The following is a 21,991-nucleotide window of genomic DNA, read 5'->3' on the forward strand; positions in this document are numbered from 1 at the left end:
TTCGCGGATGAGATCCGCGCCTACGCTGCCCCACCCACGCCATTCCCCTGTAGGAGCGCGCCCTGCGCGCGAATCGCGGGCAGGGCCCGCTCCTACAGTTCCGGGGAAGCACGGGCGTAGCGGACTTTGTCCGCGATTGGATCCACCGGCCACGCCGGACGCCCCGGGGGCACGGACAGCCCCCTCTCCCTCAGGGAGAGGGTTGGGGTGAGGGCGCCCCGACGGAAACCCTCCGCACCGTACCGGCAAATGCGCTAGTCTCTGCCTCCCTCCCCTCTGCCTTTCAGGAGCATCACCATGGCCCGCGCTTCCGCCCGTCACATCCTGGTTTCCAGCGAAGCCAAGTGCAATGAACTCAAGGCCGCCATCGAAGGTGGCGCCGACTTCGCCGCCCTGGCCCGCGAGCATTCCACCTGCCCGTCCGGCCGCAGCGGCGGCGACCTGGGTTCCTTCCGCCCGGGCCAGATGGTCCGCGAGTTCGACCAGGTGGTGTTCAGCGCGCCGCTGAACCAGGTCCAGGGCCCGGTGAAGACCCAGTTCGGCTACCACCTGGTGGAAGTCACCAGCCGCGAAGACTGATCCCTCCCAGCCGGGCGCGCCTCAGGGCAACAGCGCCCGGCTGCCTTGCCGGGCCACGCCCGGCTTCCGCACACCGCGGCGCGCGGCGATGGCGCGCAGCAGCAGATAGCAGCCAGCCGCCAGCAGCAGCGAATCCAGCGCCGGCACCCAGGTCAGGGTGAACGGCCAGAGCACCTGCAATGCCGCCGCCCCTACCCCGCAGGCCCAGGCGCCGAAGGCTTCCGGCCGCCAGCGGCGAGGGCTGCGCACGGCGCCCCGCAGGTTCAGGTAGTAGTTGCACAGGTAGACCCCGCCCACCGGCGGCAGGGCCACGGCCAGCAGCGCCAGGTAATGCTGCAGGGCGTCGCCCAGGCCGGCCAGCCCCAATGTCGCGCCGACCAGCCCGGTGAACAGCGCCAGGCGCCGGCGCTGCACCTGCGGCGCCACGCTGGCGCACACCAGGGTCGCCGCGTAGAGGTTGTAGGCGTTGGTCGACCAGGCCGAGAGCAGGATGATCAGCATCGCTGGCAGGCCCAGGCCGAGGGCGAGCATGATCGCCACCAGTTGCCGCTCCCCGGTGGCCAGGCTGGGCAGCCCGGCCAGCGCCAGCACCAGCGGGAAGCCCAGGCCGAAGGCGCAGAACACCGCCGCCAGCGCGCGGCCGGGCGACAGGGCGTGGCGGCAGATGTCCGGCAGCAGGATGCAGCCGATGACCACGCCGCCCACCACCAGCGACATGCCCTGCAGCACCGAGTAATCCCCGGCGCCACCGCCCGCGGGCGGCATGCCGTGGCCTTTCAGCGCCACCCAGCAGGCCCACAGCACCAGGCCCAGCTTCAGCGGCGTGGCCAGTTGCGACAGCCGGTCCAGGGCGCGGAAGCCGACCAGGTTGGTGAGCAGCATCAGCAGGCAGCCGGCCAGGCTCCAGCCCAGCGCCGGCACCCCTGCCAGGAAGGCCGGCGCGGCCGCCGCCATGGCTTGGCCGAACAGGCCGGCGACCACGCCGAACCAGCCCAGCAGCGCCAGCGACAGCACCAGGTTGACGCAGCGCCCACCCACGGAGCCGAAGGCGTCGAGGATCAGCATGTAGGTGCTCAGCCGCGAACGCGCCCCGGCGTAGGCGGCGGGCAGCGCCAGCAGCAGGAGCACCGCGCCGCCGCCCAGGCAGGCCAGCAGCGCCTGCTGCCGGCCCAGGGCGTGGGCCAGTTCGGCGCCGGTGACGAAGCACGGCAGGGCGATCAGCGCGCCCATCAGGATCAGGCCGAGGCGCCAGGCGCCCAGGCCTTCGCCGTGTGGCAGGGCGCAGGTGGCAGGGTCGCCGTCGGGCTGCGCGCCAGGTAGGTCGTTCATGCCGGCGCCCTCCCCTGGTCATCGGCCAGGAAGGAGCGCCACGGCGAGTCCAGGCCGAAGCGCGCCGGGCCCACCACCGCCAGCGCCGCCTCGCTGAGCAGGCACGGCGGCGCGGCGTAGGCCAGCAGGCGCACGCGCATGCCGTAGCGCAGGTTCTCGGCGGTCAGCGGCTCGGCGCTCTCGCTGTCCAGCAGGCACAGCAGGTCGGGCACCACCGCCAGCACGCGCTCGCCCTGGCGGGCGCGGAGGAACTCGTTCTGGATGTCGATGACCACCGCTTCGCCGCTGCCGCTGGCCGGCTCCAGCAGCACCTGGCCCCAGTGGAAGCCGTCGCGGGTCTCGTGGCGCACGTCGGCGACCTTGCCGTCGAACAGCTCGCGGGCGCGGCGCCCCGGCTCCAGGCCGTCGAGGAAGCACACCAGCCCGGCCACCGGGTCGGCGCTGCCGGCGCGCGCCTCGCGGATGTGGCGGCCGATGCGCAGGGCCTGGGTGATGCTGCCCGCTACCGCGAAGCGCTTCACCTGGGCCCCGCTCAGCGGATAGAGCACGCCGTACAGGCTGCCGCCCAGGCTCGCGGCCAGGGCCCGGACCATGTGCTCCAGGCTCGGGTTGTCGACCGCGCTCAGGCGCGCCAGGTTGCCCAGGTCGTCGCTGAACAGGGCCGGCGAAGCGCTGCAGCCGTGGATGCCGAAGGTGGTCATGTCGATGTGCGGGAAGGCCCGGCCGATGCCGTCGGCGTCCACCAGCGGCAGGCCGCTCAGGGCCGCGGCGGCCAGTGGCAGCATGGCATTGGCGCCGCCGACCTCGGCGCAGATCAGCGCGTCTATCGGCCGCGCGTAGAACGCCTCGGCCTGCTGCAGCAGGTGCCGCAGGGCGGCCTCGCTGAGCAGGTGTTCGACCAGCACGGTGGGCGCGCCTATCCCGGCGACGCTGACCACGAAGGCCTCATCGGCGAGCTCGGCCAGCGGCAGCAGGCGCGGCTGCAGGCCACGCTGCAGTTGGCGACGCAGGAACAGCTCGCCGACATGGGGGTCGCCCCCGCCGCCGGTGCCCAGCAGCACGGCGCCGCGCGCCAGGTCCTGGCTGGAGATGGTATCGAAGCAAGGCATGCTCGGGTCCTCTTCGGGAGTTCAGTGGGTGGCGACCAGGGCCAGGTCGCCGACGGCGCGGACCTGCACGCGGGTGGCGCCGGCGCGCAGGTGCGTCATGGGCAGTTCGTTCAGTTCCACGACGCCGACGCTGGCGGGCTCGGCGCCAGCCTGAACGGCGGCGTCGATGGCCTCCTGGCGGGCCTGGCGCAGCACGCTTTCGCGGTTGCCCGGGTGCATCTGGAACAAGCGGTCGACACGCCCGCTGACCTGGGCGATGGCCGCGCCGATGGCGTTGGCCACCTCCGCGCGGGCCGGGCGCAGCACCTGCGCGGCGCCCTGCAGGTGCATGGGCAGGAGGATGCTGCCGCCACCCACCAGCACCACCGGCAAGGGCGCGCTGCTGGTGCGCATGCGTTCCAGGGCGTGCTCCAGTGTCCCGCGGATGGCGGCCATGGCCTGCTCCACCTGGGCCGGTTCGAGATCGGCGAGGCGCCGCGGGTCGCCGATGCCCTGCAGGCCGTGGGCGGCCACGGCGATGTCGGTCGCGCACAGCGCGTCGCCGCCGAACACCCTGGCCCGCTGGCGCAAGCGCAGGCCCAGGGACTCGGGGCCGAGCACCGGCCGGCCACCTTCCAGGCGCACCAGGGTGCCGCCGCCGAGGGCGACGGACAGGGTGTCGGGCATGCGCAGGTTGCAACGCACCCCGCCCAGCTCCAGGGGGCCGGCGGTCTGCCGTGGGAAGCCCTGGACCAGCGCGCCGATGTCGCTGGTGGTGCCGCCGATGTCCAGCACCAGGGCGTCCTCCACACCGGTGAGGAAGGCCGCGCCGCGCAGGCTGTTGGTCGGCCCCGCGGCGCAGGTGAGGATCGGGAAGCGCGTGGCCATCGATGGGGTGATCAGGGTGCCGTCGTTCTGGCTGATGAACAGCGGCGCGTTCAGTTGCAGGCGGCGGAAGGCCCGCATCAGGTCGCCGACCACCCGCTGCGCCAGCGGCTGCAGGCTGGCGTTGACGATGGCCGCGCTCTCCCGTTCCAGCAGGCCGATGCCGCCGACATCCGAGGACAGCGTCAGGTGCACCGCGTCACCCAGGACCTTCCGCAGCACCGCCGCCGCTTCCTGCTCGATGTCCGGGCGCAGCGGGGCGAAGGTGGTGGACAGCACCAGCGCCTCGGCGCCGCGCTGGCGGATCGATGCGCCGATCCGTTCGAGCTGGCGCACATCCAGCGCGCTGTAGGTGCGGCCGTTGAACAGCGCGCCGCCGTCGGCCAGGAAGACCTGCCCATCGATCGCCTCGCACAGCTCCGCCGGCCAGCCCAACAGCGGCGGCACGCCGTCGCCGCGCGGCAGGGCCAGGCGCACCACCGCGACCCGCGCCAGGTGCCGGCGTTCGAGGAAGGCGTTGAGCAGCTGGGTGGTGCCCAGCATCACCGCGGCCACCGCCGCCGGTTCCACCGCCGCCTCGCGCAGCAGTTCGTCGACCGCCGCCGCCACGCCGTCGCCGACCGCCGCGGTGGTGGGGCGCTTCAGGGCGCAGAGCACTTCGCGGCCGCGCATCAGCACGGCGTCGGTATTGGTGCCGCCGACATCGATGCCGATGCGCAGCGCAGGGGTGTCCTTGCGGACCATGGGCTCTCTCCTCAAAGCGAACGTGACCAGACGACGTAGGCGGTATTGGCCGCCAGCGAATTGCGCGTGCTCAGCGGCGCCAGCGCCTTGAACTTCAGCGAGCCGGCGGCGCGCGGCAGGTCGTAGGCCAGCACCGGCCCCAACGCGGTGGCGCGGTAGCGCCGGCCGTCCGGCTCGACGCGCGCGCCGTGCTGGCGGTCGTCGTCGAGCTGGCGCGCGTGGTAGCCGGCCAGGCCCAGCTGCCAGCGGCCGATGCGCTGGCCGACGGCGAAGTTGAGGTTGGCCACGGTGCCGCTTTCGTAGTCGGTGGCGCGGTTCCGGGAGGCGACGTTGACGAAGGCGTGCAGGCTCAGCTCCAGGCCCTCGCCCAGGGCGTTCGGCCCGCCGAGGTAGGTGAGCGCGGCGTTGGGCACGAAGAAGTAGACGTTGCGCCCGGAGGTGTAGAGGTCCGAGGTGTTGTAGCGGCCGCTGGGGAACACCATCGAGTACGCCAGCTTGAGCGTCGCCCCGGTGGGCCGCTGGCCGGGGGCGGCGTCGCCCAGGTAGCGGCTCCACATCAGCAGGTCCGCGTAGAGGTCGCCGAAGCCCTGGTAGTGCTGGGCCTCGCCATTCAGCTCCATGCGCCCGCCGTTGACGCTGCCCTGCAGGCTGGAGGCCAGGGTGCCGCCGAAGACCTGCCCGGGGTAGACGTAGAGCAGGCCCAGGGCGGCCACCTGGGACGCCATGCGGCCTTCCAGCGCCGGGTCGCGCCCGCCGTCGTTGCCATAGAAGCGGTCGCCGCTGGCGTAGCCGAGCACCAGCCCGCCGTACAGACCGGAGGTGGCCGGCAGCAGCGCCGCCCCCAGGTCGGTGCCGCCCACCGGCCCGCCGTAGCTGGCCCCCTCGGCGGCGAATGCGTAGGCCAGGGGCAGCGCCGCCTGGCCGAGGAGTACCGCGGTCGTTCTTCGAAGATTCATTGCACGCCTCCTGCGCCCTGCCGGCTGAGCCGTCGCGGCTCACGGCCTGGCGAAGCCTGCGGCCTCGTGGGCCGCGGATTGTTGTTGTCATGGGCTGGCCGCGCGGCGCAGTGCCGCCGCTGCCTGCCGGGCGCAGTATGCGAAGACTCGGACGGCGCGAGCCGTCCCGGGATGAGGGAAGGTGGCGGGTAAATCGGGGGAGCGCTGCCCCCCGTCGCTAAGGCGCTGGCGGGAGTGGCCTGGATGGCGTCCTGGCGTTCGGCCGCGCGGGATATGCGGACGCAGCCCACGGAGAAACCTGGGGGAAGCAGCCGATCCCCCGGCGAAGAATCGAGGCCGCCCCCCGGTTTCCGTTCCGGCAGGCCGGAACGGCGCCCTGGCTCAGGGCAGGATGGCCCGGCGCCGCGCCACGGCCAGCGCCTCCCGGCGCCGGTGCACGCCCAGCTTGGCGTAGACCGATTTCAGGTGCTGCTTGACCGTCTCCGGGGAAATCCCCAGTTCGCGGGCGATGACCTTGGTGGTGCGGCCGCCGGCCAGGCCCATCAGCGCATCCAGTTCGCGCCGGGTGAACAGGGCCTGGGCATCCAGGCGCGCGCGGAAGTGTCTTTCCCAGAGTTCGATGCAGCGCGCGATCAACTGCGCCTGGGCGTGGCCCTGGCGCCGCGACATCTCGCGCAGGTGGGTGATCACCTCGGCGCCCGCCTCGATGAAGCTCTGCACCGCGCCGCCCTGGCCGAGCAATTCCAGCGCCTCGTCGAGCACCGCCGTGGGCTGGCCGGGCAGTTCGCCGGCCAGCAGCGCGTGAGCCTTGAGCGCCAGGGCGCGGCCGACGCAGGAGCGGTTGCGCCGCTCGCGGGCCAGGCGCTCGAAGGCCTCCGCCGTCAGCAGCGCCGCCGCCATCTGCCCCTGGGCGGCCTGCAGCCAGTAGTGGGCCTGGGCGATGGCGACCAGCTCGGCCCAGAACAGCGGGCGCCCGTCCAGGATCTCCTGCCAGAGCTTCGCCAGGTTGATCTCCAGCGCCAGTTCCAGGCCGACCTCCACCTCGCCCTGGCGCAGGCGCAGCTCCACGAGGGTCGCGGCCACCGCGCGGCGCAGCGGGTACTCCAGGGCCCGCCCGGCCCAGGCCGCCTCCAGGCTGGCCATGGCCTGGGCGCTGTCGCCGAGGAAGTAGGCCGCCCGCGCCGCGCCGATCAGGCCGCGCTCCCAGGCCTCGGCCATGGCGTTGCCCAGGCGCGAGGCGCAGTGCGCGAACGCCTGCCGCGCCTGCTCCAGCTCGCCACGCACGTAGTGGACATGGCCGAGCAGCGCATGCACCAGATGGAAGAGCACCCGCGCCTGCGGCGAGGCCAGCGGCCCGTCCTTGGCCAGCAGGAAGGTCACCGTCTGCAGCACCTCGTCGAAGCGCGCCTGGGCGCTGTCGCTCAGGGCCCGGTAGACCAGCGACCAGGGCTGGTTCTCGCGGAAGCCCTCGCTGCGGTTGACCTCGATGAACTCCTCCAGGCGCAGGCGCGCCTCGTCGATGTTGCCGTAGCGCAGCAGCAGCATGATTTCGCTCGGCAGCACCAGGCACAGGTAGCGCGGGTCCTCGAAGAAGCGCGCGCGGGCATCGGCCACGGCCCGCACCACCACCTCGCGGGAGGCGCCGTCGCCGGCCCGCTGCACGCAGCCGATGAGCATCATCGCGCGCACGTAGAGCAGGTCGGTGCGCGTCTCCGCGTCTTCCGCCGATGAGGTCACGCCGCCGTAGGCGGCCTCCAGCCGCGACAGGTCGAGGCTGTCCTGCAGCGTCTCGCCGCTGAGCATGTGCAGGCAGATGAGCATCAGGCGCAGACGCGGCTCGCGGCGCACCAGGGTCAGCGGCAACAGTTCGAGCAGCGCCCGCGTGCGCGCCGCCCCCTCGCTGACCAGCAGGCGCACCGCGCCGGCTTCCAGGATGATCGACACGGCCTGGTAGTAGAGCCCTCCTTGCGAGGCGTGCTCGACGGCGCGGAACACCTGCTGGCGGTGGGCGTGGAAGTCGGCCGCGCGCCCCTGCAGCAGGGCGAAGCGGTCCGGCTCGCGGCTTTCCAGGCGGCCGAGGAGGAATTCGCGCAGCAGCGGATGCAGGCGCACCCGCAGCGGTTGCTCGGGCACCACGATGGGCGCCAGGCGCGCGGCCTCGCGCAGCCAGCGCTCGGCGTCATCGCGCCCGCGCAGGGCATTGGCGCTGGGCACGTCCACGCTGTCCAGGATGCTGCAGTCGAGCAGGAACCCGCTCAGCTCCACAGGCAGGCTGGCGAACACCTCCTCGGCGAGGTAATCGAAGATGCCGCCCAGCGAGGCGTACGGGTCGGTCTCCGGCGGCGCCTGGCCGTCGAGGTTGCCGTTGCAGCGCAGGCGCAGCAGTTGCAGGGCGAAGGGCCAGCCCTCGGTGTAGTTCGCCCAGTAGCGGGCGCGCGTCTCGCCCAGCTGCGCGCCGAGCAGTTGCTGCGTCTCCTCTTCGGTGAACCGCAGGTTGTCGGCCTCGACGACGCGCAGCAGCCCGGCCAGTTGCAGTTGCGTGAGCGGCAGCGCCGGTTGCCGCCGGCTGCCCAGCAGCAGGCGGCACCCCGAAGGCAGGCGCCGGGCCAGGTCCTCCAGCAGCCGCTCGACTTCGAGGTCCAGGGCCAGGTCCAACTGGTCGACGAACAGGTTGCAATTGCGCGGGCAGGCTTCGAGCAGGCCGAGCAGCGCGCCGAGGCCGGCATCCGGCGCCGGGCCCAGCCCACCCTGGTGCAGGCACTGCAGCAGGCTTTCGAGGAACAGTTCCGGCCGGCAGTCGCTCTCGCCGCAGTTCACCCAGAAGGTGTACTCGCCCCGCTCGGCCAGCAGCCGCTCGACCTGCACCAGCAGGGTCGTCTTGCCGAAGCCCGCCGGGGCGCAGACCAGCACCAGGCGGGCGTCCCTCGGGGCGGCGCCGAGCAGCGCGTCGAACAGGCGCTGGCGGAGGAGTGAATCACTGATATCGACGATCGGGGCGAAACGGCCATCGGCCAACGTACTCATGCTTGCAGTTCCCATACGTTCTCCAGGTGGCGCCGGCGCCCCGGGCATGGCGCGGATCGCCGGCGGTGGTGCGGGCGGCCGGAAAAGGGTTGTCTCCGTTGGTCGAGTGGGTATTGCGTATCTTTCGCATCCAGGCCCGGACCAGGATGCGCTACGCACAGGTGGACCCGGCCGGCCGCCGGGGGATCGAGCCCTGTCGCGTGTCTGCACGAACCTGGCGGCCTTCCTGCCGCCTTCCGGCACGGCAGTATGGGAAGCTGCCGGCTACGGACAGCGGTAAAAACGGGGGAGTGCCTAACCGCAAATGGGGGATGGCGACGGTCATTGGCAGCACCAAGACGAAGCATTGAGAAATGCCCGCGCAAGTCAGCCATCCACGTCCGCAAGCAACGAAGGATTTGGCTTTGTATTGCGTAGGAAATCGGCCAATCTGGCGCAGCCCCATCGACATCGCCGGGACGACCCAGGTCAAGAAATCGGCGCCGCCGGCACGCTAGGCTGCGCGCCACCCAACAGGCCACCGTCCGCCAGGCCGGCTAGGCTGAGAACATGCGCCCGTCCCACCCCGGGCGCCCGCCCTTGCGAGGATTCCCCATGAGCGATGCCAGCGACAGCGCCCTGCCCGACGTCTTCAGCCTGCTGCACCAGCTGGCGCAGCACGCTGGTTCCGACATGTTCTTCAGCGTCGGCGCGGCGCCGCACATCAAGGTCGAGGGCGTCAGCCGCCCGGCCGGCGAGCGCCGCCTGCGCAGCGGCGAGGTCAAGCAGCTGGCCTACCAGTTGATGTCGCAGCAGCAGATCGCCGACTTCGAGCGCGACCTGGAGATGAACCTGGCGGCGGCGGTGCCCGGCAGCGGGCGCTTCCGCGCCAACGTCTACCTGCAGCGCGGCGAGGTGGCCATGGTGGTGCGGCTGATCAGGCAGGTCATCCCCGACGCCGCCAGCCTCGGCCTGCCGTCGATCCTGGAGAAGCTGGCGGTGCAGGACCGCGGCCTGATCCTGGTGGTGGGCGCGGCCGGCGCCGGCAAGTCCACCACCCTGGCGGCGATGCTCGACTTCCGCAACCGCCACCGCTCGGGGCACATCGTCTGCATCGAGGACCCCATCGAGTTCCTCCACAGCCACCAGCGCTCGATCATCGACCAGCGCGAAGTCGGCCTGGACACCCACAGCTTCGAGGACGCCCTGCGCAACGTGCTGCGCGAGGCGCCGGACGTGATCATGCTCGGCGAAATCCGCGACGCCGCGACCATGCAGCACGCCCTGCACTACGCCGAGACCGGCCACCTGTGCATGGCCACCCTGCACGGCACCAGCGCCCGCCACGCCATCGAGCGCATCGCCCGCTTCTTCCCCGACGAGGCCCGCCCGCAGGTGCTGGCCGACCTGTCGCAGAACCTCCTGGCGCTGGTCGGCCAGCGCCTGGTGCCGGGCACCACCCAGCGCCGCGTGGCGGCGGTGGAACTGGTGCTGGGCACGCCGCACATCCGCGGGCTGATCCAGCGCGACGAATTGCCGGAACTGCGCGGCGCCATCGAACGCGCCCTGGAGCAGGGCATGCAGAGCTTCGACCAGAGCCTGTACCAGTTGCTGGAAGCCGGCCGCATCAGCGTCGCCGACGCCCTGAAGTTCGCCGACTCGCGCACCGACCTGAGCCTGAAGATCAAGTTGGAGCGCGGCTTCGACGGCGACGAGGGCGGGAGTGCCTTCGGCATCTGAGCCCTGCCCCGCTGCATGCGCAATCGCGGATGAGATCCGCCCTACGCCAAGCCCGCCATGGGCGTAGGGCGTATAACCGTTCGCGGTTATCCGCCGCTTCACCTTTCTTGCCGGCAACTCCGTGGTTGAACCTGGCGCGGCTTTGACGGCGGCTCCGGGCTCGGCAGCGAGCGGGGGCATGGCCCAGGTCAAACGGCGGATAACGCCGGAGGCGTTATGCGCCCTACGCCAAGCCCACCATGGACGTAGGGCGTATAACCGTTCGCGGTTATCCGCCGCTTCACCTTTCTTGCCGGCCACTCTGTGGTTGAACCTGGCGCGGCTTCGAGGGCGGCTCCGTGCTCGGCAGCGAGCGGGGGCATGGCCCAGGTCAAACGGCGGATAACGCCGGAGGCCTTATCCGCCCTACGCCAAGCCTGCCATGGGCGTAGGGCGAATAACCGTTCGCGGTTATCCGCCGCTTCACCTTTCTTGCCGGCAACTCCGTGGTTGAACCTGGCGCCGCTTCAACAGCGGCTCCGTGCTCGGCAGCGAGCGGGGGCATGGCCCAGGTCAAACGGCGGATAACGCCGGAGGCGTTATCCGCCCTACGCCAAGCCCGCCATGGGCGTAGGGCGTATAACCGTTCGCGGTTATCCGCCGCTTCACCTTTCTCGCCAGCAACTCTGTGGTTGAACCTGGCGCGGCTTCAACAGCGGCTCCGTGCTCGGCAGCGAGCGGGGGCATGGCCCAGGTCAAACGGCGGATAACGCCGTAGGCGTTATGCGCCCTACGCCAAGCCCACCATGGGCGTAGGGCGTATAACCGTTCGCGGTTATCCGCCGCTTCACCTTTCTCGCCGGCAACTCCGTGGCTGAACCTGGCGTGGCTTCGACAGCGGCTCCGTGCTCGGCAGCGAGCGGGGGCATGGCCCAGGTCAAACGGCGGATAACGCCGGAGGCGTTATGCGCCCTACGCCAAGCCCACCATGGACGTAGGGCGTATAACCGTTCGCGGTTATCCGCCGCCTCACCTTTCTTGCCAGCAACTCTGTGGTTGAACCTGGCGCGGCTTTGACGGCGGCTCCCTGTCCAGCAGCGAGTCACGTAGGATGGGTTGAGCTTGCGATACCCATCACCATGGCCCGATGGGTATCGCTTCGCTCAACCCATCCTACGAAGGGCACCTCGGCACGAGAGCGCGCGCCCGGTTCCTGAACGGCACGCCGGCCGTCTATGCTTGCCCACGCGGAGACGGCAAAATCGTCGGCTCCGCGCCCGTTCGCCATCGAGGGACCTTCATGGGCATGCGCCACCCGTTCTCCCGCCTCGCCGTCATCGGCCTGCCGCTGTGCCTGGCCGGCTGCGCCAGCCACGACGCCGAGCAGCAGCACCTGCTGTACCGCAACGACATGCTCGAGGCGAAGCTGCTGATCGCCTCCGCCGACCCGGGCAACTATGCCCGCGCCAACGACCTGCTCGAACGCGCCCGCGAGGCCGACCAGCGCGGCGAGGTGGCCTTCTACGAGGCGCTGCTGAAGATTCGCCAGCAGGCCCCGGCGGACCAGGCCCTGCCCCTGCTGGAGCGCGCCGCCAAGGCCGGCCAGCCCTACGCCATCGCCCTGCTCTACCGCGTCTACAGCCAGCCCCTGCTCGGCCAGGATGCCGACGCGCTGAAGGCCGAGGAATACCGCAAGGCCTATGCCGAGCTGGACGTGGCCAAGAGCGGCTACCCGAACTTCGAGCGCGCCGGGCAGATCGTCGACCAGCTGCTCAGCCAGCAGCCGGCGCAGTGAGCCTCAGCCCTCCTCGGGGCTGCGCGTCTCGGCCTGTTCGAAGGTGCGCTCGCCGGGGTTCTTGCCGTGGGGCAAGTGGTGTTCGATCACCGCGTTGAGCTCGGCGCCCAGCAGCAGCACCGCGGCGGAGATGTAGAAGTACAGCAACAGCACGATGATGGCGCCGACGCTGCCGTACATGGCGTTGTAGTCGGCGAAGTTCTTCACGTAGAAGCCGAAGGCCAGGGACGCCGCCACCCAGGCCACCACCGCCAGCACCGAGCCGGGGGTGATGAAGCGGAACTTCTGCTTGACGTTGGGGGTGGCGTAGTAGATCACCGCCACCGCCATCATCATCAGCAGGACCATCACCGGCCAGCGCAGCAGCGACCAGAGCACCACCACGTAATCCTGCAGGCCGATGCGCTCGGCGATCCAGCCCATCACCTGCGGCCCGAGGATCATCAGCGCGGTCACCAGCATCAGCATCACCGCCAGGCCCAGGGTGTAGAGCAGCGACAGCGGCACGCGCTTCCACACCGGGCGCGCCTCGCGCACGTCGTAGGCGGCGTTGAGCGCGTTCATCAGCGAGCGCACCGCCGCCGAGGACGACCAGAGCGCGACCACGATCCCCACCGAGAGCAGCCCGCCCTGGCGCTGCTGCAGCTGGTCGATGATCGGGTTGACCTGCTCCAGGGCCTGGCCCGGCAGCACGTAGGCGGCCTGCTCGCGCAGCCAGTCGAAGAATTCCGGCAGGTGCAGGAAGCCCAGCAGGGCGATGAGGAACAGCAGGAACGGGAACAGCGAGAACAGCCCCTGGTAGGCCAGCGCCGCCGCGTAGGTGGGCATCTCGTCGTCGAGGAATTCCTTGACGGTCAGTTTCAGCAGTTGCCAGGGGCCCAGGCGCAGGCCCCGAAAATCCATGAATCGCATGCCTGGTTTCCTTCCTCCGCAGTCCGGCCGCGGCGCGGCCCCGTGTCGACGGTTGACCCGCCGGCGCGGCTCAAGTTCGGTCCTTGCGGGCAAGCCTAGCCACTCGTCGCGGCCAGGGGAAGTTGCGCAGGCGGCGGGCAGGTGTGGGAAATGGCCTATACACTTCAGCGCAACCACAGCCGGAGGAACCCCGCATGCCCATCCCGATGCTCCGCCCCGCCCGCCGCCTCGGCGCCACCCTGCTGCTCGCCGGCGCGGCCTTCGCCAGCCTGCAACCCCAGGCCCGGGCGGAGGACGAAGCCACTTTCCTCAAGGAGTCGGCCGCCTTCTTCGAGCAGCAGAGCAAGCAGCTGCCGCTGCAGGTGGACCAGGTGACGCGCCTGGAAAACGTGCGCCTGGACACCGACAGCAAGGTGCTGCACTACCGCTACGGCATTTCCAGCATGAAGGCCGAGGGCATGCAGGCCGATGCCCTGGACAAGTTCAAGGGCGAGCAGCGCGCCCGCCTGGAGCGCGCCACCTGCCAGCAGCCGGCGCTGTTGCAGCGCATCCGCGAGCACGGCATCCGCGTCGCCCACGACTACGATGGCAGCGACGGCAAGCCGCTGACGAGCATCGAGATCGACCCGCAGAAACTCCAGTGCCAAGGATGAGTCGCGCCGACTATCACCGCGAACACGCCGCCCGGGCCGAAGCCGAGGCCCGCCGGCTACTGGCCGAGCGCCAGGCCCTGGGCGGGCGCTGGCTGGCCTGGGTGGCCGGCGAACTCTACCGCCTGGGCCCGCCGCAGTACGCGGCCATGGTCCGCCGCGAGCTGGAGCGGCTCAGCGGCCAAGCCTGAAGCGCCCGGCAGGTCTATGCTGAAGAGGCACCGGCCCGCGCCTGCGGGCCGACGGAGCGCCGACCGCAGGGATGCCAGTCCTTCCCAGTCCACGAGGTAACGGTCATGAGCAAAGGTCTGAACGCCCACAAGGAAGGCAAGAAGAAGCCCCTGAAGACGGCCCACGAGAAACGCATGGCGAAGAAGCAGAAGAAATCCGGCAATGCGCTGCTCGGCAGTCACGGGCAAACGTCCTGAGAGTGCAGCTGCGGACGGCCGCTTGGGGGCGGTTGTCCGCGAATTATTCAGGGGGTCGGTGGATGGGTTGAGCGTGTGAAACCCATGCGGTTGCGCCGATGGGTATCGCTTCGCTCAACGCCATCCTACGAAAAGCCGTGCTCGCTCATGCGGTAGGACCTTGTCCGCGATTGGATTCACCGGCCACGCCAATGCCCAGGAGGCGGCCCCTCAATCATCCGCCTTCGGATCCAACCCCGGGAACAGCACCTCGGTAAAACCGAACTTGCCGAAATCCGTGATCCGCGACGGATACAGCCGGCCAATCAGATGGTCGCACTCATGCTGCACCACCCTGGCATGAAACCCTTCCACCGTGCGGTCGATAGGTTGCCCCTGCGGATCCACCCCCTGGTAGCGAATACGCTTGTAGCGATTCACCGCCCCACGCAGGCCGGGCACCGACAGGCAGCCCTCCCAGCCCTCCTCCATTTCCTCGCCCAAGGGCGTGATCACCGGATTGAGCAGAATGGTCGGCGGCACCGCCGGCGCATCCGGATATCGCTCGCTGCGCTCGAAGCCGAAGATCACCAGTTGCAGGTCCACGCCTATCTGCGGCGCGGCCAGGCCTACGCCGCCGGCGTGGTGCATGGTGTCGAACATGTCGTCGATCAGTCGTTGCAGTTCGGCGCTGCCGATCATCTGCGCCGGCACCGGCGGGGCGACGCGCAGCAAGCGTTCGTCGCCCATCTTGAGAATCTCGCGGATCATGCCCCTGGGCCCCTGGCTGGCGGTTGTGCGTGAGCTGGCATCCTCGCCCCTTACCCGGCGCCTGGCAAGGCCCGCTACGCCCGTCGCCCCGGGGGGCCGGGAGCGTCCAGGGAGGTAAAATTCAAAAAGTGACACCTGGCGATCCGCGTGGAACTGCCGCGAACGCCGGAGCGTTCGCCGAGGGGGGAGCCGGGGGACTGACCTGGAGGTGCTCCATGAACAGGCACTACTACATCAGCAACGACCTGGACGAGCTGGAGAACGTCGAGAGCGAGCTGAAGGCCAACGGCATCGCCGAGGAGCAGATGCACGTGCTCAGCGAGCAGGACGCGCAGCTCGACCAGCGCCACCTGCACGAAGTGCCGGACGTGATGCGCAAGGACCTGGTGCGCGGCGGCAAGTACGGGCTGGGCATCGGCGTCGCCCTGGCGGTCCTGGTGCTGGCGCTGGGCTACTTCGCCGGCTGGAGCGAAAGCGCCGCCGGCTGGATTCCGGTGCTGTTCCTGGCGGCCGTGCTGCTGGGCTTCAGCCTGTGGGAAGGCAGCTTCTTCGGCCTGCAACGGCCCAGCGGCGATGTACAGCGCTTCGCGCCTTCGCTACACGCCGGCCGGCATGTGTTCTTCGTCGACGTGCGGGCCGACCAGGAGCCGCTGCTGGACATGGTCGTCGGCCACCACCCGCGCCTGGAAGTGGCCGGTTTCGGCGCGCCCATGCCGCGCTGGGTGCTGGCCTGGGAACAGGCCTGGCACCGCTTCAAACGCATGATGTAGCGACCGTGGCGGCCGGACCTGCCGCTGGATGATCGCGCCGAGGGCGGCCGCGGGGCTGCCGGGGGCAGTTGCGGCCCGGTGGAATCAGCGCAGCTCGATGCGGTCGTCGAGGATGGTGATCAGGCCCTGCTTGAACAGCCCGCCGATGGCTTTCTTGAAATTGCCCTTGCTCACGCCGAACTCGCGGCTGATCGCCTCCGGCGGGCTCTTGTCGGACAGCGCCAGGCTGCCGCCGGCCTCGCGCAGGGCGGCGAGGATGCGCTCGCCGAGGTCGTCGCGGGCGGCCTGGCCGACCGGCTGCAGGCTCAGGCTGATCTTGCCGTCGGCGCGCACTTCCTTGATGTAGCCCTTCTCGCGCATGCCGCCGCGGACGAACTTGAACAGCTCGTTCTTGTGGATGAGCCCCCAGTGCCTGCCGTCGATGATGGCCTTGAAACCAAGGTCGGTGCGCTCCACCACCAGCAGGTCCACTTCCTGGCCCGCCTGGTAGTGCGCCGCGGTGTCGTCCAGGTAGCGGTCCAGGCGCGCGGTGGCGGTGATGCGGCGGGTGCGCTCGTCGATGTAGCAGTACACCACGCAGTAGTCGCCGACCTGCAGCGGGCGCTTCTCTTCCGAGTGCGGCAGCAGCAGGTCCTTGGGCAGGCCCCAGTCGAGGAACAGGCCGACGCGGCTGACTTCCACCACCTTCAGGCTGGCGAAGCCGCCGACCTGCACCTTGGGCTTCAGGGTGGTGGCGATGATGCGGTCTTCGCTGTCGAGGTAGATGAAGACGTTCAGCCACTCGCCCGGCTCGGTGGGCTCGTCCTTGGGGATGTAGCGCTTGGGCAGGAGGATTTCGCCGTGGGGGCCGCCGTCGAGGAACAGGCCGATCTCGGTGTGCTTGACCACCTGCAGGGAATTGAAACGGCCGATGGCTGCCATGTGCGGGACTCCGGGGAAAAGGCGCGCATTCTACACGCTCTGCGCCTGGCCGAACTGCAATTCCGCCAGGCGTGCGTACAGCGGGTTGCCGGCCACCAGCTCGGCGTGGGTGCCCAGGGCCAGCAGGCGGCCCTGGTCGATCACGGCGATGCGGTCGGCGTTCAGCACCGTGGCCAGGCGGTGGGCGATGACCAGGGTGGTGCGCCCGCTCATCAGCTGCGGCAGGGCCTGCTGGATCAGGTGCTCGCTCTCGGCGTCCAGGGCGCTGGTGGCTTCGTCGAGCAGCAGGATGGGCGCGTCCACCAGCAGCGCGCGGGCGATCGCCAGGCGCTGGCGCTGGCCGCCGGACAGCCCCACGCCACCCTCGCCCAGGTGGGTGCGGTAGCCCTCGGGCAGGCGCTGGATGAAGTCGTCGGCATGGGCCGCGCGGGCCGCGGCGCGCAGCGCTTCGTCGCTGGCGTCGGGGCGGCCGTAGCGCAGGTTGTCGTCCACCGTGCCGTAGAACAGCGCCGGGTTCTGCGACACCAGGGCGAAGCAGCGGCGCAGGTCGGCGGGGTCGAGGCGGGTGATGGGCGTGCCGTCGATGCGGATCTCGCCCTGCTGCGGGTCGAAAAAGCGCAGCAGCAGGTCGAACAGGGTGGACTTGCCGGCGCCGGAAGGGCCGACCAGGGCGAGGGTCTCGCCGGGGCACACGTCCAGGTCGATGCCGTCGATGGCCCAGTGCTCCGGGCGCGACGGGTAGGCGAAGCGCAGGCCGCGCAGCTCGATGCGCCCCTCCACGCGTTCGGGCAGGCGCAGCAGCCCCTCCTGCGGCGCGACTATCTGGTTGCGCGCGCGCAGCAGCTCGGCGATGCGCTCGGCCGCCCCGGCGGCGCGCTGCAGCTCGCCCAGCACCTCGCTGAGGGTGCCGAAGGCCATGCCGACGATCAGGCTGTAGAACACGAAGGCCGCCAGCTCGCCGGGGCTGATGCGCCCGGCGATCACGTCCATGCCGCCGACCCACAGCATCACCCCCACCGCGCCCAGCACCAGCAGGATGACCACGCTGACCAGCCAGGAACGCTGCAGGATGCGCTTGCGCGCGGTGCCGAAGGCGGCCTCCACCGTGCGGCCGAAGCGCGCGCGGTCCTGGGCCTGGTGGTTGTAGGCCTGCACCGTCTTGATCTGCCCGAGGGTCTCGCCGACGTAGCTGCCGACGTCGGCCACGCGGTCCTGGCTCTGCCGCGACAGCTCGCGCACGCGGCGGCCGAACAGGAGGATGGGCGCGATCACCAGGGGCAGCGAGGCCACCACTATGCTGGTCAGCTTGGCGTTGGTGACGAACATCAGGATCACCCCGCCGGCCAGGGTCAGGGCGTTGCGCAGGGCCATGGACAGCGAGGAGCCGATCACCGTCTGCAGCAGCGTGGTGTCGGCGGTCAGCCGCGACTGGATTTCCAGGGCGCGGTTGCTTTCGTAGAAGCCCGGGTGCAGTTCGATCAGGTGGTCGAAGACGCGCTGGCGGATGTCGGCGACGAAGCGCTCGCCGATCCACGACACCAGGTAGAAACGCACGAAGGTGCCCAGCGCCAGGCCCAGCACCAGCAGGAAGAAAATGCCGATGGAGCGGTTGAGCAGGTGCTCGGACTGGGTGACGAAGCCCTGGTCCACCAGCAGGCGGATGCCCTGTCCCAGGGACAGGGTGATGGCCGCGGTGAACAGCAGCGCCAGCAGGGCGCCGAGGGCGCGCCAGCGGTAGGGGCCGAGGAAGGCCCGGGCCAGGCGCAGGGCATTGCGCTGGCGGGACGACAGCAGGGGCATGGAAGGCTCGCGGCGACCGGGAATCGACCGAGGTTAACACCCTGCCGCGGGCCCGGCGATGGCGCTGCAATGGCCCTTCGGTCGATTTTCACCCCGAAGGACGGTCATTTCCTGTACAATGGGCGGCCATTTCGCGAATGAACAGGTAATGGCAAGCATGTCCAGCAAAACCATCTCCCGCCAGAAGTCCGCCCCGAAACCCGCTGCGGCCGTGACCAGCCGCGAGGCCCTGGAAGCCCAGGTGGCCGCCTTCCTCAAGTCCGGCGGCGAGATCCAGCAAGTCGCCAAGGGCGTGACCGGCCAGCCCAACGGCGCCGCCAGCCGCCACATCAGCCTCGGCAAGAAGTAATCCCCCCGCTCCTCCCGTAGGCGCGAGCTTGCTCGCGGACCCCGCCATCCCTGGCCCGGCGTTCGCGAGCAAGAGCCCTACCCTCCTCCTCCTTTCGTACGACATCCGGCGATTTCTCCCGCCCGACTTGCATTCCGCCGCGCACGGCCAATGCTCTGAGGAACCCCACGAGGCTTTCCAAGGAGAGATGCCATGCTGCCATCGGCGGACCGGGTGCTGTCGCGCAACCTGCTGGACGTGTTGATACGCGCCGGGCTCATCCTGTTCCTGGCGGTGTTCTGCTTCCGCATTTTCCACCCCTTTCTCGACCTGATGCTCTGGGCGCTGATCCTCGCCGTCACCCTCTACCCGCTGCAGGGCATGTTGCAGCGCGCCCTGGGCCAGCGGCCGGCCCTGGCGGCGACGCTGCTGGCGCTGGTGGGCCTGGCCCTGCTGCTGGTGCCGGTGGTGCTGATCGGCTTCTCCATCGCCGACTCGGTGGCCGACCTTGCGCACCGCTTCCAGGCCGGCGGCCTGCGCATCCCGGCGCCGCCCGAGGCGGTGGCCGGCTGGCCGCTGGTGGGGCCCTACATCTACAACGCCTGGCAGCGGCTGGCCGAGGACTTCCTCGGCGCCGCCCAGCAGGCCGCGCCGCACCTGCAGGGCGTGGCCCGCACGGTGCTGGCCAAGGCCGCCGGCGTGGGCATGGAGCTGCTGCAGTTCCTCGGCGCCTTCCTGGTGGCCTGCGTGATCATGGCCTACGGCCCGCTGGGCGCGCGCACCGCCGAGGACATCGCGGTGCGCATCTCCGGCCCCGAGCGCGGCCCGGAACTGGCGCGGCTGAGCACCGCGACCATCCGCGCGGTGGCCCAGGGCGTGGTCGGCGTGGCCTTCATCCAGACCCTGCTGCTGGGCCTGGGCTTCATCGTCATGGGCATCCCCGCCGCCGGCCTGCTGTCCCTCGGCGTGCTGCTGCTGGGCATCGTCCAGCTGCCGGTGGCGGTGATCTCGCTGCCGGCCATCGTCTACGTGTTCTGGAGCGGCGACTACGGCACCGTCAGCGCAGTGGTGTTCACCGTCTGGACGGTGCTGGCCGGGCTTTCCGACAACGTGCTCAAGCCGCTGATGCTCGGCCGCGGCGTCGCCGTGCCGATGCCGGTGATCCTCCTCGGCGCCCTGGGCGGGATGCTCACCGGCGGCATCATCGGCCTGTTCATCGGCCCGGTGGTGCTGGCCCTGGGCTTCCAGCTGTTCATGACCTGGGTGCGCGAGGGCGCCCGGCCGCCGGAGCCCGAGGACGTTTCGCCCTGAACGCCCGGCCGGGGAGTACAATGGCGGCCTTTCCCGCCGCCGACTCCCTGCCATGACCGAAACCACCCGCCTGTCCAAGCGCCTCGCCGAACTGCTGCCCTGCTCCCGCCGCGAGGCCGAGCTGTACATCGAGGGAGGCTGGGTCACGGTGGATGGCCACCCCGTCGACGAGCCGCACTTCCGCGTCGCCGAACAGCGCGTCGAGCTGCTGCCCGGGGCCATCCCGGCGCCGATCCCGCCGGCCACCCTGCTGCTGTACAAGCCGGCCGGCTACTCCGCCGAGCAGGCCCTGGGCCTGCTGGTGGCAGCCAATCGCTGGGAAGCCGACAGCGCCGGGCAACGCCCGCTGAGCAAGCACTTCGCCCGCCAGCAGAGCACCACGCCGCTGGACGACCAGGCCAGCGGGCTGCTGGTGTTCACCCAGAACTACGGCGTGCTGCACCGCCTGCAGGACGACGCGGCGACCATCGAGCACGAGTACCTGGTGGAAGTCGCCGGCAGCCTCGACGACGCCGGCCTGGCGCGCCTGCGCCACGGCCTGCTGTACCAGGGCCGGCCGCTGCCGGCGCTGAAGGTCAGCTGGCAGAACGAGACGCGCCTGCGCTTCGCCGGCAAGGGCTTCCGCCCCGGGCAGATCGCCGACATGTGCCGCCAGGTCGGCCTGAAGGTCGTGGGCATCCGCCGCCTGCGCCTGGGCGGCGTATCCATGGGCAAGATGGAACCGGGGCAGTGGCGCTACCTGCTGCCCAACGAGCGCTTCTGACAGCTTCTACAGCGGCTGGGCCAGGCCCCGCAGCACCGTCTTGAAGGTCTCTACCTGCTCGCTGCTGAAGCGCGAGAAGACCTTGGCCTGCTGTTCCTCGGCGATGCTCCACAGCGTCTCGGCCTGGTCGATGCCGGCGGCGGTCAGCGCGCAGCCACCCTCGCCCACCTGCAGCAGGCCCTTGCGTTCGAGGTTGGCGCGGGCCTCCTCGATCTCCCGCAGCGGCATCGCCACCAGTTGCTGCAGCGCCGTGGTGTCCAGGGCGGCGTCCTTCTCCATCACCATCAGCATGCGCGCCTCGCTGGTGCGCAGGCCGCTGGCCAGCTGCCGCGGCTGGTAGTCGGCCTGGTAGCAGCGCAGCGCCTGGGTCATCAGGTAGTAGAGATTGTGGTTCAGGCGGCCCTGGAAGGCGGTGCGCGGCACCCCGGCCTGGGCTTCGCGCAGGCGCGGGTGCGGCAGCACGCTGGAGTACACGCCCTGGTGGTAGAGCAACGGCGCGCGGCCCAGGTCGTCGAAGGCCAGCACGCGGCCGATGAGGATCCAGTGGTCGCCGCCGTCGAGCTTCTGCTGCAGCTCGCACTGGAAGCGCGCCGCGCAGTCCGGCAGCAGCGGCGCGCCGCCGGCGCCCTGCTCGCAGGCCACGCCGGCGAACTTGTCGGCGCTGGGCCGGGCGAACTGGTTGGACAGGTCGATCTGGTCGGCGGCCAGCACGTTCACCGCGTAGTGGCTGGCCTTGTCGAACACCGCCAGGCTGGTGGCGCGCTTGTCGATGCTCCAGAGCACCAGCGGCGGGTCGAGGGATACCGAGTTGAAGCTGTTGGCGGTCATGCCGACGCGTTCGCCGTCGGCGGCCGCGGTCATCACGGTGACGCCGGTGGCGAAGTTGCCCAAGGCACGGCGGAAGGCACGCGGGTCCAGGCCCGCTTCATCGTTCTGGTTCATGGCGGTTCCTCCGCGCCGGCGCGGGGCCGGCGGGATTGAAGAGATTCATCTGCGGTTGGTGCCACTTGCAGGAGCGAGTGGGACGCCTGGTTCTTGCTCGCGAACGGATTCCGCAGCGGGGTCGGTTCGCGAGCAAGCTCGCTCCTACGAAGAGCAGGCTGGGCGTGGTGGCTCAGACCATGCTCGGGTCCGGCTCCAGGCCCATCAGCTCGCGGCCGAGGATCTGCGCGCAGACGTCGTAGTCGGTGTAGGCGTGGGCGCCGGTCATGTGCGAGTCGCGGAACAGCCGCTGCATCTCGTTGCTCTCGAACCAGGCGG

20 protein-coding genes and 1 pseudogene are annotated in these 21,991 nt (G+C 70.5%); 10 read left to right on the plus strand and 11 right to left on the minus strand.

Annotation, left to right across the window (positions count from 1 at the left end; all coding sequences use genetic code 11):
* Nucleotides 1-297 precede the first annotated feature (297 nt).
* The gene (locus tag QSJ95_RS29000) at nt 298-579 is read left to right on the plus strand and encodes a peptidylprolyl isomerase (RefSeq protein WP_009621739.1); all 282 of its coding nucleotides are present in this window, start codon (nt 298-300) and stop codon (nt 577-579) included.
* Nucleotides 580-600: 21 nt separating this feature from the next.
* Here QSJ95_RS29000 and QSJ95_RS29005 read toward each other — a convergent pair whose 3' ends face one another.
* The 5 genes from QSJ95_RS29005 to QSJ95_RS29025 form a co-directional block, all read right to left on the minus strand.
* Nucleotides 601-1,908 carry an SLC5/6 family protein gene (locus QSJ95_RS29005; RefSeq protein ID WP_058071353.1) on the minus strand — a complete coding sequence of 436 codons (1,308 nt, stop codon included), beginning with the start codon at nt 1,906-1,908 and terminating at the stop codon, nt 601-603.
* A complete protein-coding gene (locus QSJ95_RS29010) occupies nt 1,905-3,017 on the minus strand; it encodes an S-methyl thiohydantoin desulfurase family protein (protein WP_285647078.1) in 1,113 nt (370 codons plus the stop codon). The genes QSJ95_RS29005 and QSJ95_RS29010 overlap by 4 nt, the downstream gene beginning before the upstream one ends.
* A 21-nt stretch (nt 3,018-3,038) precedes the next feature.
* Entirely contained in the window at nt 3,039-4,625 is a 1,587-nt protein-coding gene (locus QSJ95_RS29015) for a hydantoinase/oxoprolinase N-terminal domain-containing protein (protein WP_285647080.1), read from the minus strand.
* Nucleotides 4,626-4,636: 11 nt separating this feature from the next.
* Nucleotides 4,637-5,581: a SphA family protein gene (locus tag QSJ95_RS29020; RefSeq protein ID WP_285647082.1), complete on the minus strand. Its 945-nt coding sequence runs from the start codon at nt 5,579-5,581 to the stop codon at nt 4,637-4,639.
* Between the two features lie 381 nt (nt 5,582-5,962).
* Complete coding sequence (locus QSJ95_RS29025; RefSeq protein ID WP_285647084.1) at nt 5,963-8,605, minus strand: winged helix-turn-helix domain-containing protein; 2,643 nt, start codon at nt 8,603-8,605, stop codon at nt 5,963-5,965.
* 594 nt (nt 8,606-9,199) lie between these two features.
* Between QSJ95_RS29025 and QSJ95_RS29030 the strand changes: the two genes are divergently transcribed.
* Nucleotides 9,200-10,324: a PilT/PilU family type 4a pilus ATPase gene (locus QSJ95_RS29030; RefSeq protein ID WP_058490542.1), complete on the plus strand. Its 1,125-nt coding sequence runs from the start codon at nt 9,200-9,202 to the stop codon at nt 10,322-10,324.
* 1,279 nt (nt 10,325-11,603) lie between these two features.
* Nucleotides 11,604-12,098 (plus strand): hypothetical protein, encoded by a 495-nt coding sequence (locus tag QSJ95_RS29035; protein WP_058490543.1) that lies wholly within the window; start codon nt 11,604-11,606, stop codon nt 12,096-12,098.
* A 3-nt stretch (nt 12,099-12,101) separates the two neighbouring features.
* Here QSJ95_RS29035 and QSJ95_RS29040 read toward each other — a convergent pair whose 3' ends face one another.
* Nucleotides 12,102-13,010, minus strand: coding sequence for a YihY/virulence factor BrkB family protein (locus QSJ95_RS29040; RefSeq protein ID WP_009621718.1), 909 nt, complete (start codon nt 13,008-13,010; stop codon nt 12,102-12,104).
* A gap of 194 nt (nt 13,011-13,204) precedes the next feature.
* Between QSJ95_RS29040 and QSJ95_RS29045 the strand changes: the two genes are divergently transcribed.
* From QSJ95_RS29045 to QSJ95_RS29055, 3 genes are all read left to right on the plus strand, one after another.
* Nucleotides 13,205-13,663 carry a hypothetical protein gene (locus QSJ95_RS29045; RefSeq protein ID WP_058490544.1) on the plus strand — a complete coding sequence of 153 codons (459 nt, stop codon included), beginning with the start codon at nt 13,205-13,207 and terminating at the stop codon, nt 13,661-13,663.
* Complete coding sequence (locus tag QSJ95_RS29050) at nt 13,660-13,851, plus strand: hypothetical protein (RefSeq protein WP_043270763.1); 192 nt, start codon at nt 13,660-13,662, stop codon at nt 13,849-13,851. Before QSJ95_RS29045 ends, QSJ95_RS29050 begins: the two co-directional genes overlap by 4 nt.
* Before the next feature lie 105 nt (nt 13,852-13,956).
* Entirely contained in the window at nt 13,957-14,088 is a 132-nt protein-coding gene (locus tag QSJ95_RS29055; protein ID WP_009621712.1) for a hypothetical protein, read from the plus strand.
* A 210-nt stretch (nt 14,089-14,298) separates the two neighbouring features.
* Here QSJ95_RS29055 and def read toward each other — a convergent pair whose 3' ends face one another.
* Complete coding sequence (def, locus tag QSJ95_RS29060) at nt 14,299-14,838, minus strand: peptide deformylase (RefSeq protein WP_285647093.1); 540 nt, start codon at nt 14,836-14,838, stop codon at nt 14,299-14,301.
* Nucleotides 14,839-15,053: 215 nt separating this feature from the next.
* On the opposite strand from def, the gene QSJ95_RS29065 reads away from it, so the two are divergent.
* Nucleotides 15,054-15,608: an NAD/FAD-utilizing enzyme apparently involved in cell division gene (locus tag QSJ95_RS29065; protein WP_043270768.1), complete on the plus strand. Its 555-nt coding sequence runs from the start codon at nt 15,054-15,056 to the stop codon at nt 15,606-15,608.
* An 84-nt stretch (nt 15,609-15,692) separates the two neighbouring features.
* Here the strand turns inward: QSJ95_RS29065 and QSJ95_RS29070 are convergent, their stop codons facing one another.
* Both QSJ95_RS29070 and QSJ95_RS29075 read right to left on the minus strand, forming a co-directional pair.
* Nucleotides 15,693-16,529 carry a CvfB family protein gene (locus tag QSJ95_RS29070; RefSeq protein ID WP_058490546.1) on the minus strand — a complete coding sequence of 279 codons (837 nt, stop codon included), beginning with the start codon at nt 16,527-16,529 and terminating at the stop codon, nt 15,693-15,695.
* Nucleotides 16,530-16,559: 30 nt separating this feature from the next.
* A complete protein-coding gene (locus QSJ95_RS29075) occupies nt 16,560-18,329 on the minus strand; it encodes an ABC transporter transmembrane domain-containing protein (protein ID WP_058490547.1) in 1,770 nt (589 codons plus the stop codon).
* Between the two features lie 157 nt (nt 18,330-18,486).
* Between QSJ95_RS29075 and QSJ95_RS29080 the strand changes: the two genes are divergently transcribed.
* The 3 genes from QSJ95_RS29080 to QSJ95_RS29090 all read left to right on the plus strand — a co-directional run bounded on the left by QSJ95_RS29080 (nt 18,487) and on the right by QSJ95_RS29090 (nt 20,731).
* Nucleotides 18,487-18,678: a PFL_1563 family small protein gene (locus QSJ95_RS29080; protein WP_009621696.1), complete on the plus strand. Its 192-nt coding sequence runs from the start codon at nt 18,487-18,489 to the stop codon at nt 18,676-18,678.
* Nucleotides 18,679-18,870: 192 nt separating this feature from the next.
* A complete protein-coding gene (locus QSJ95_RS29085) occupies nt 18,871-19,968 on the plus strand; it encodes an AI-2E family transporter (RefSeq protein WP_285647098.1) in 1,098 nt (365 codons plus the stop codon).
* Between the two features lie 52 nt (nt 19,969-20,020).
* A complete protein-coding gene (locus QSJ95_RS29090) occupies nt 20,021-20,731 on the plus strand; it encodes an rRNA pseudouridine synthase (protein WP_285647103.1) in 711 nt (236 codons plus the stop codon).
* Nucleotides 20,732-20,737: 6 nt separating this feature from the next.
* Here the strand turns inward: QSJ95_RS29090 and QSJ95_RS29095 are convergent, their stop codons facing one another.
* Together QSJ95_RS29095 and QSJ95_RS29100 are read right to left on the minus strand one after the other, a co-directional pair.
* Entirely contained in the window at nt 20,738-21,673 is a 936-nt protein-coding gene (locus QSJ95_RS29095; protein ID WP_043314758.1) for a p-hydroxyphenylacetate 3-hydroxylase reductase component, read from the minus strand.
* A gap of 172 nt (nt 21,674-21,845) precedes the next feature.
* A pseudogene (locus tag QSJ95_RS29100) lies at nt 21,846-21,991 on the minus strand (p-hydroxyphenylacetate 3-hydroxylase oxygenase component); the annotation flags it as partial.

The organism is Pseudomonas sp. NBRC 100443 (assembly GCF_030268185.1).
Classification (GTDB): Bacteria; Pseudomonadota; Gammaproteobacteria; order Pseudomonadales; family Pseudomonadaceae; genus Pseudomonas; species Pseudomonas citronellolis.

Bases quoted from the DNA above. Each gene is read 5' to 3' on its own strand.
- QSJ95_RS29015 (WP_285647080.1), bottom strand. From the start codon at position 4,625: ATGGTCCGCAAGGACACCCCTGCGCTGCGCATCGGCATCGATGTCGGC.
- def (WP_285647093.1), bottom strand. From the start codon at position 14,838: ATGATCCGCGAGATTCTCAAGATGGGCGACGAACGCTTGCTGCGCGTC.
- QSJ95_RS29055 (WP_009621712.1), top strand. From the start codon at position 13,957: ATGAGCAAAGGTCTGAACGCCCACAAGGAAGGCAAGAAGAAGCCCCTG.
- QSJ95_RS29010 (WP_285647078.1), bottom strand. From the start codon at position 3,017: ATGCCTTGCTTCGATACCATCTCCAGCCAGGACCTGGCGCGCGGCGCC.
- QSJ95_RS29040 (WP_009621718.1), bottom strand. From the start codon at position 13,010: ATGCGATTCATGGATTTTCGGGGCCTGCGCCTGGGCCCCTGGCAACTG.
- QSJ95_RS29070 (WP_058490546.1), bottom strand. From the start codon at position 16,529: ATGGCAGCCATCGGCCGTTTCAATTCCCTGCAGGTGGTCAAGCACACC.
- QSJ95_RS29030 (WP_058490542.1), top strand. From the start codon at position 9,200: ATGAGCGATGCCAGCGACAGCGCCCTGCCCGACGTCTTCAGCCTGCTG.
- QSJ95_RS29080 (WP_009621696.1), top strand. From the start codon at position 18,487: ATGTCCAGCAAAACCATCTCCCGCCAGAAGTCCGCCCCGAAACCCGCT.
- QSJ95_RS29095 (WP_043314758.1), bottom strand. From the start codon at position 21,673: ATGAACCAGAACGATGAAGCGGGCCTGGACCCGCGTGCCTTCCGCCGT.
- QSJ95_RS29000 (WP_009621739.1), top strand. From the start codon at position 298: ATGGCCCGCGCTTCCGCCCGTCACATCCTGGTTTCCAGCGAAGCCAAG.
- QSJ95_RS29075 (WP_058490547.1), bottom strand. From the start codon at position 18,329: ATGCCCCTGCTGTCGTCCCGCCAGCGCAATGCCCTGCGCCTGGCCCGG.
- QSJ95_RS29050 (WP_043270763.1), top strand. From the start codon at position 13,660: ATGAGTCGCGCCGACTATCACCGCGAACACGCCGCCCGGGCCGAAGCC.
- QSJ95_RS29020 (WP_285647082.1), bottom strand. From the start codon at position 5,581: ATGAATCTTCGAAGAACGACCGCGGTACTCCTCGGCCAGGCGGCGCTG.
- QSJ95_RS29045 (WP_058490544.1), top strand. From the start codon at position 13,205: ATGCCCATCCCGATGCTCCGCCCCGCCCGCCGCCTCGGCGCCACCCTG.
- QSJ95_RS29035 (WP_058490543.1), top strand. From the start codon at position 11,604: ATGGGCATGCGCCACCCGTTCTCCCGCCTCGCCGTCATCGGCCTGCCG.
- QSJ95_RS29025 (WP_285647084.1), bottom strand. From the start codon at position 8,605: ATGAGTACGTTGGCCGATGGCCGTTTCGCCCCGATCGTCGATATCAGT.
- QSJ95_RS29090 (WP_285647103.1), top strand. From the start codon at position 20,021: ATGACCGAAACCACCCGCCTGTCCAAGCGCCTCGCCGAACTGCTGCCC.
- QSJ95_RS29065 (WP_043270768.1), top strand. From the start codon at position 15,054: ATGAACAGGCACTACTACATCAGCAACGACCTGGACGAGCTGGAGAAC.
- QSJ95_RS29005 (WP_058071353.1), bottom strand. From the start codon at position 1,908: ATGAACGACCTACCTGGCGCGCAGCCCGACGGCGACCCTGCCACCTGC.
- QSJ95_RS29085 (WP_285647098.1), top strand. From the start codon at position 18,871: ATGCTGCCATCGGCGGACCGGGTGCTGTCGCGCAACCTGCTGGACGTG.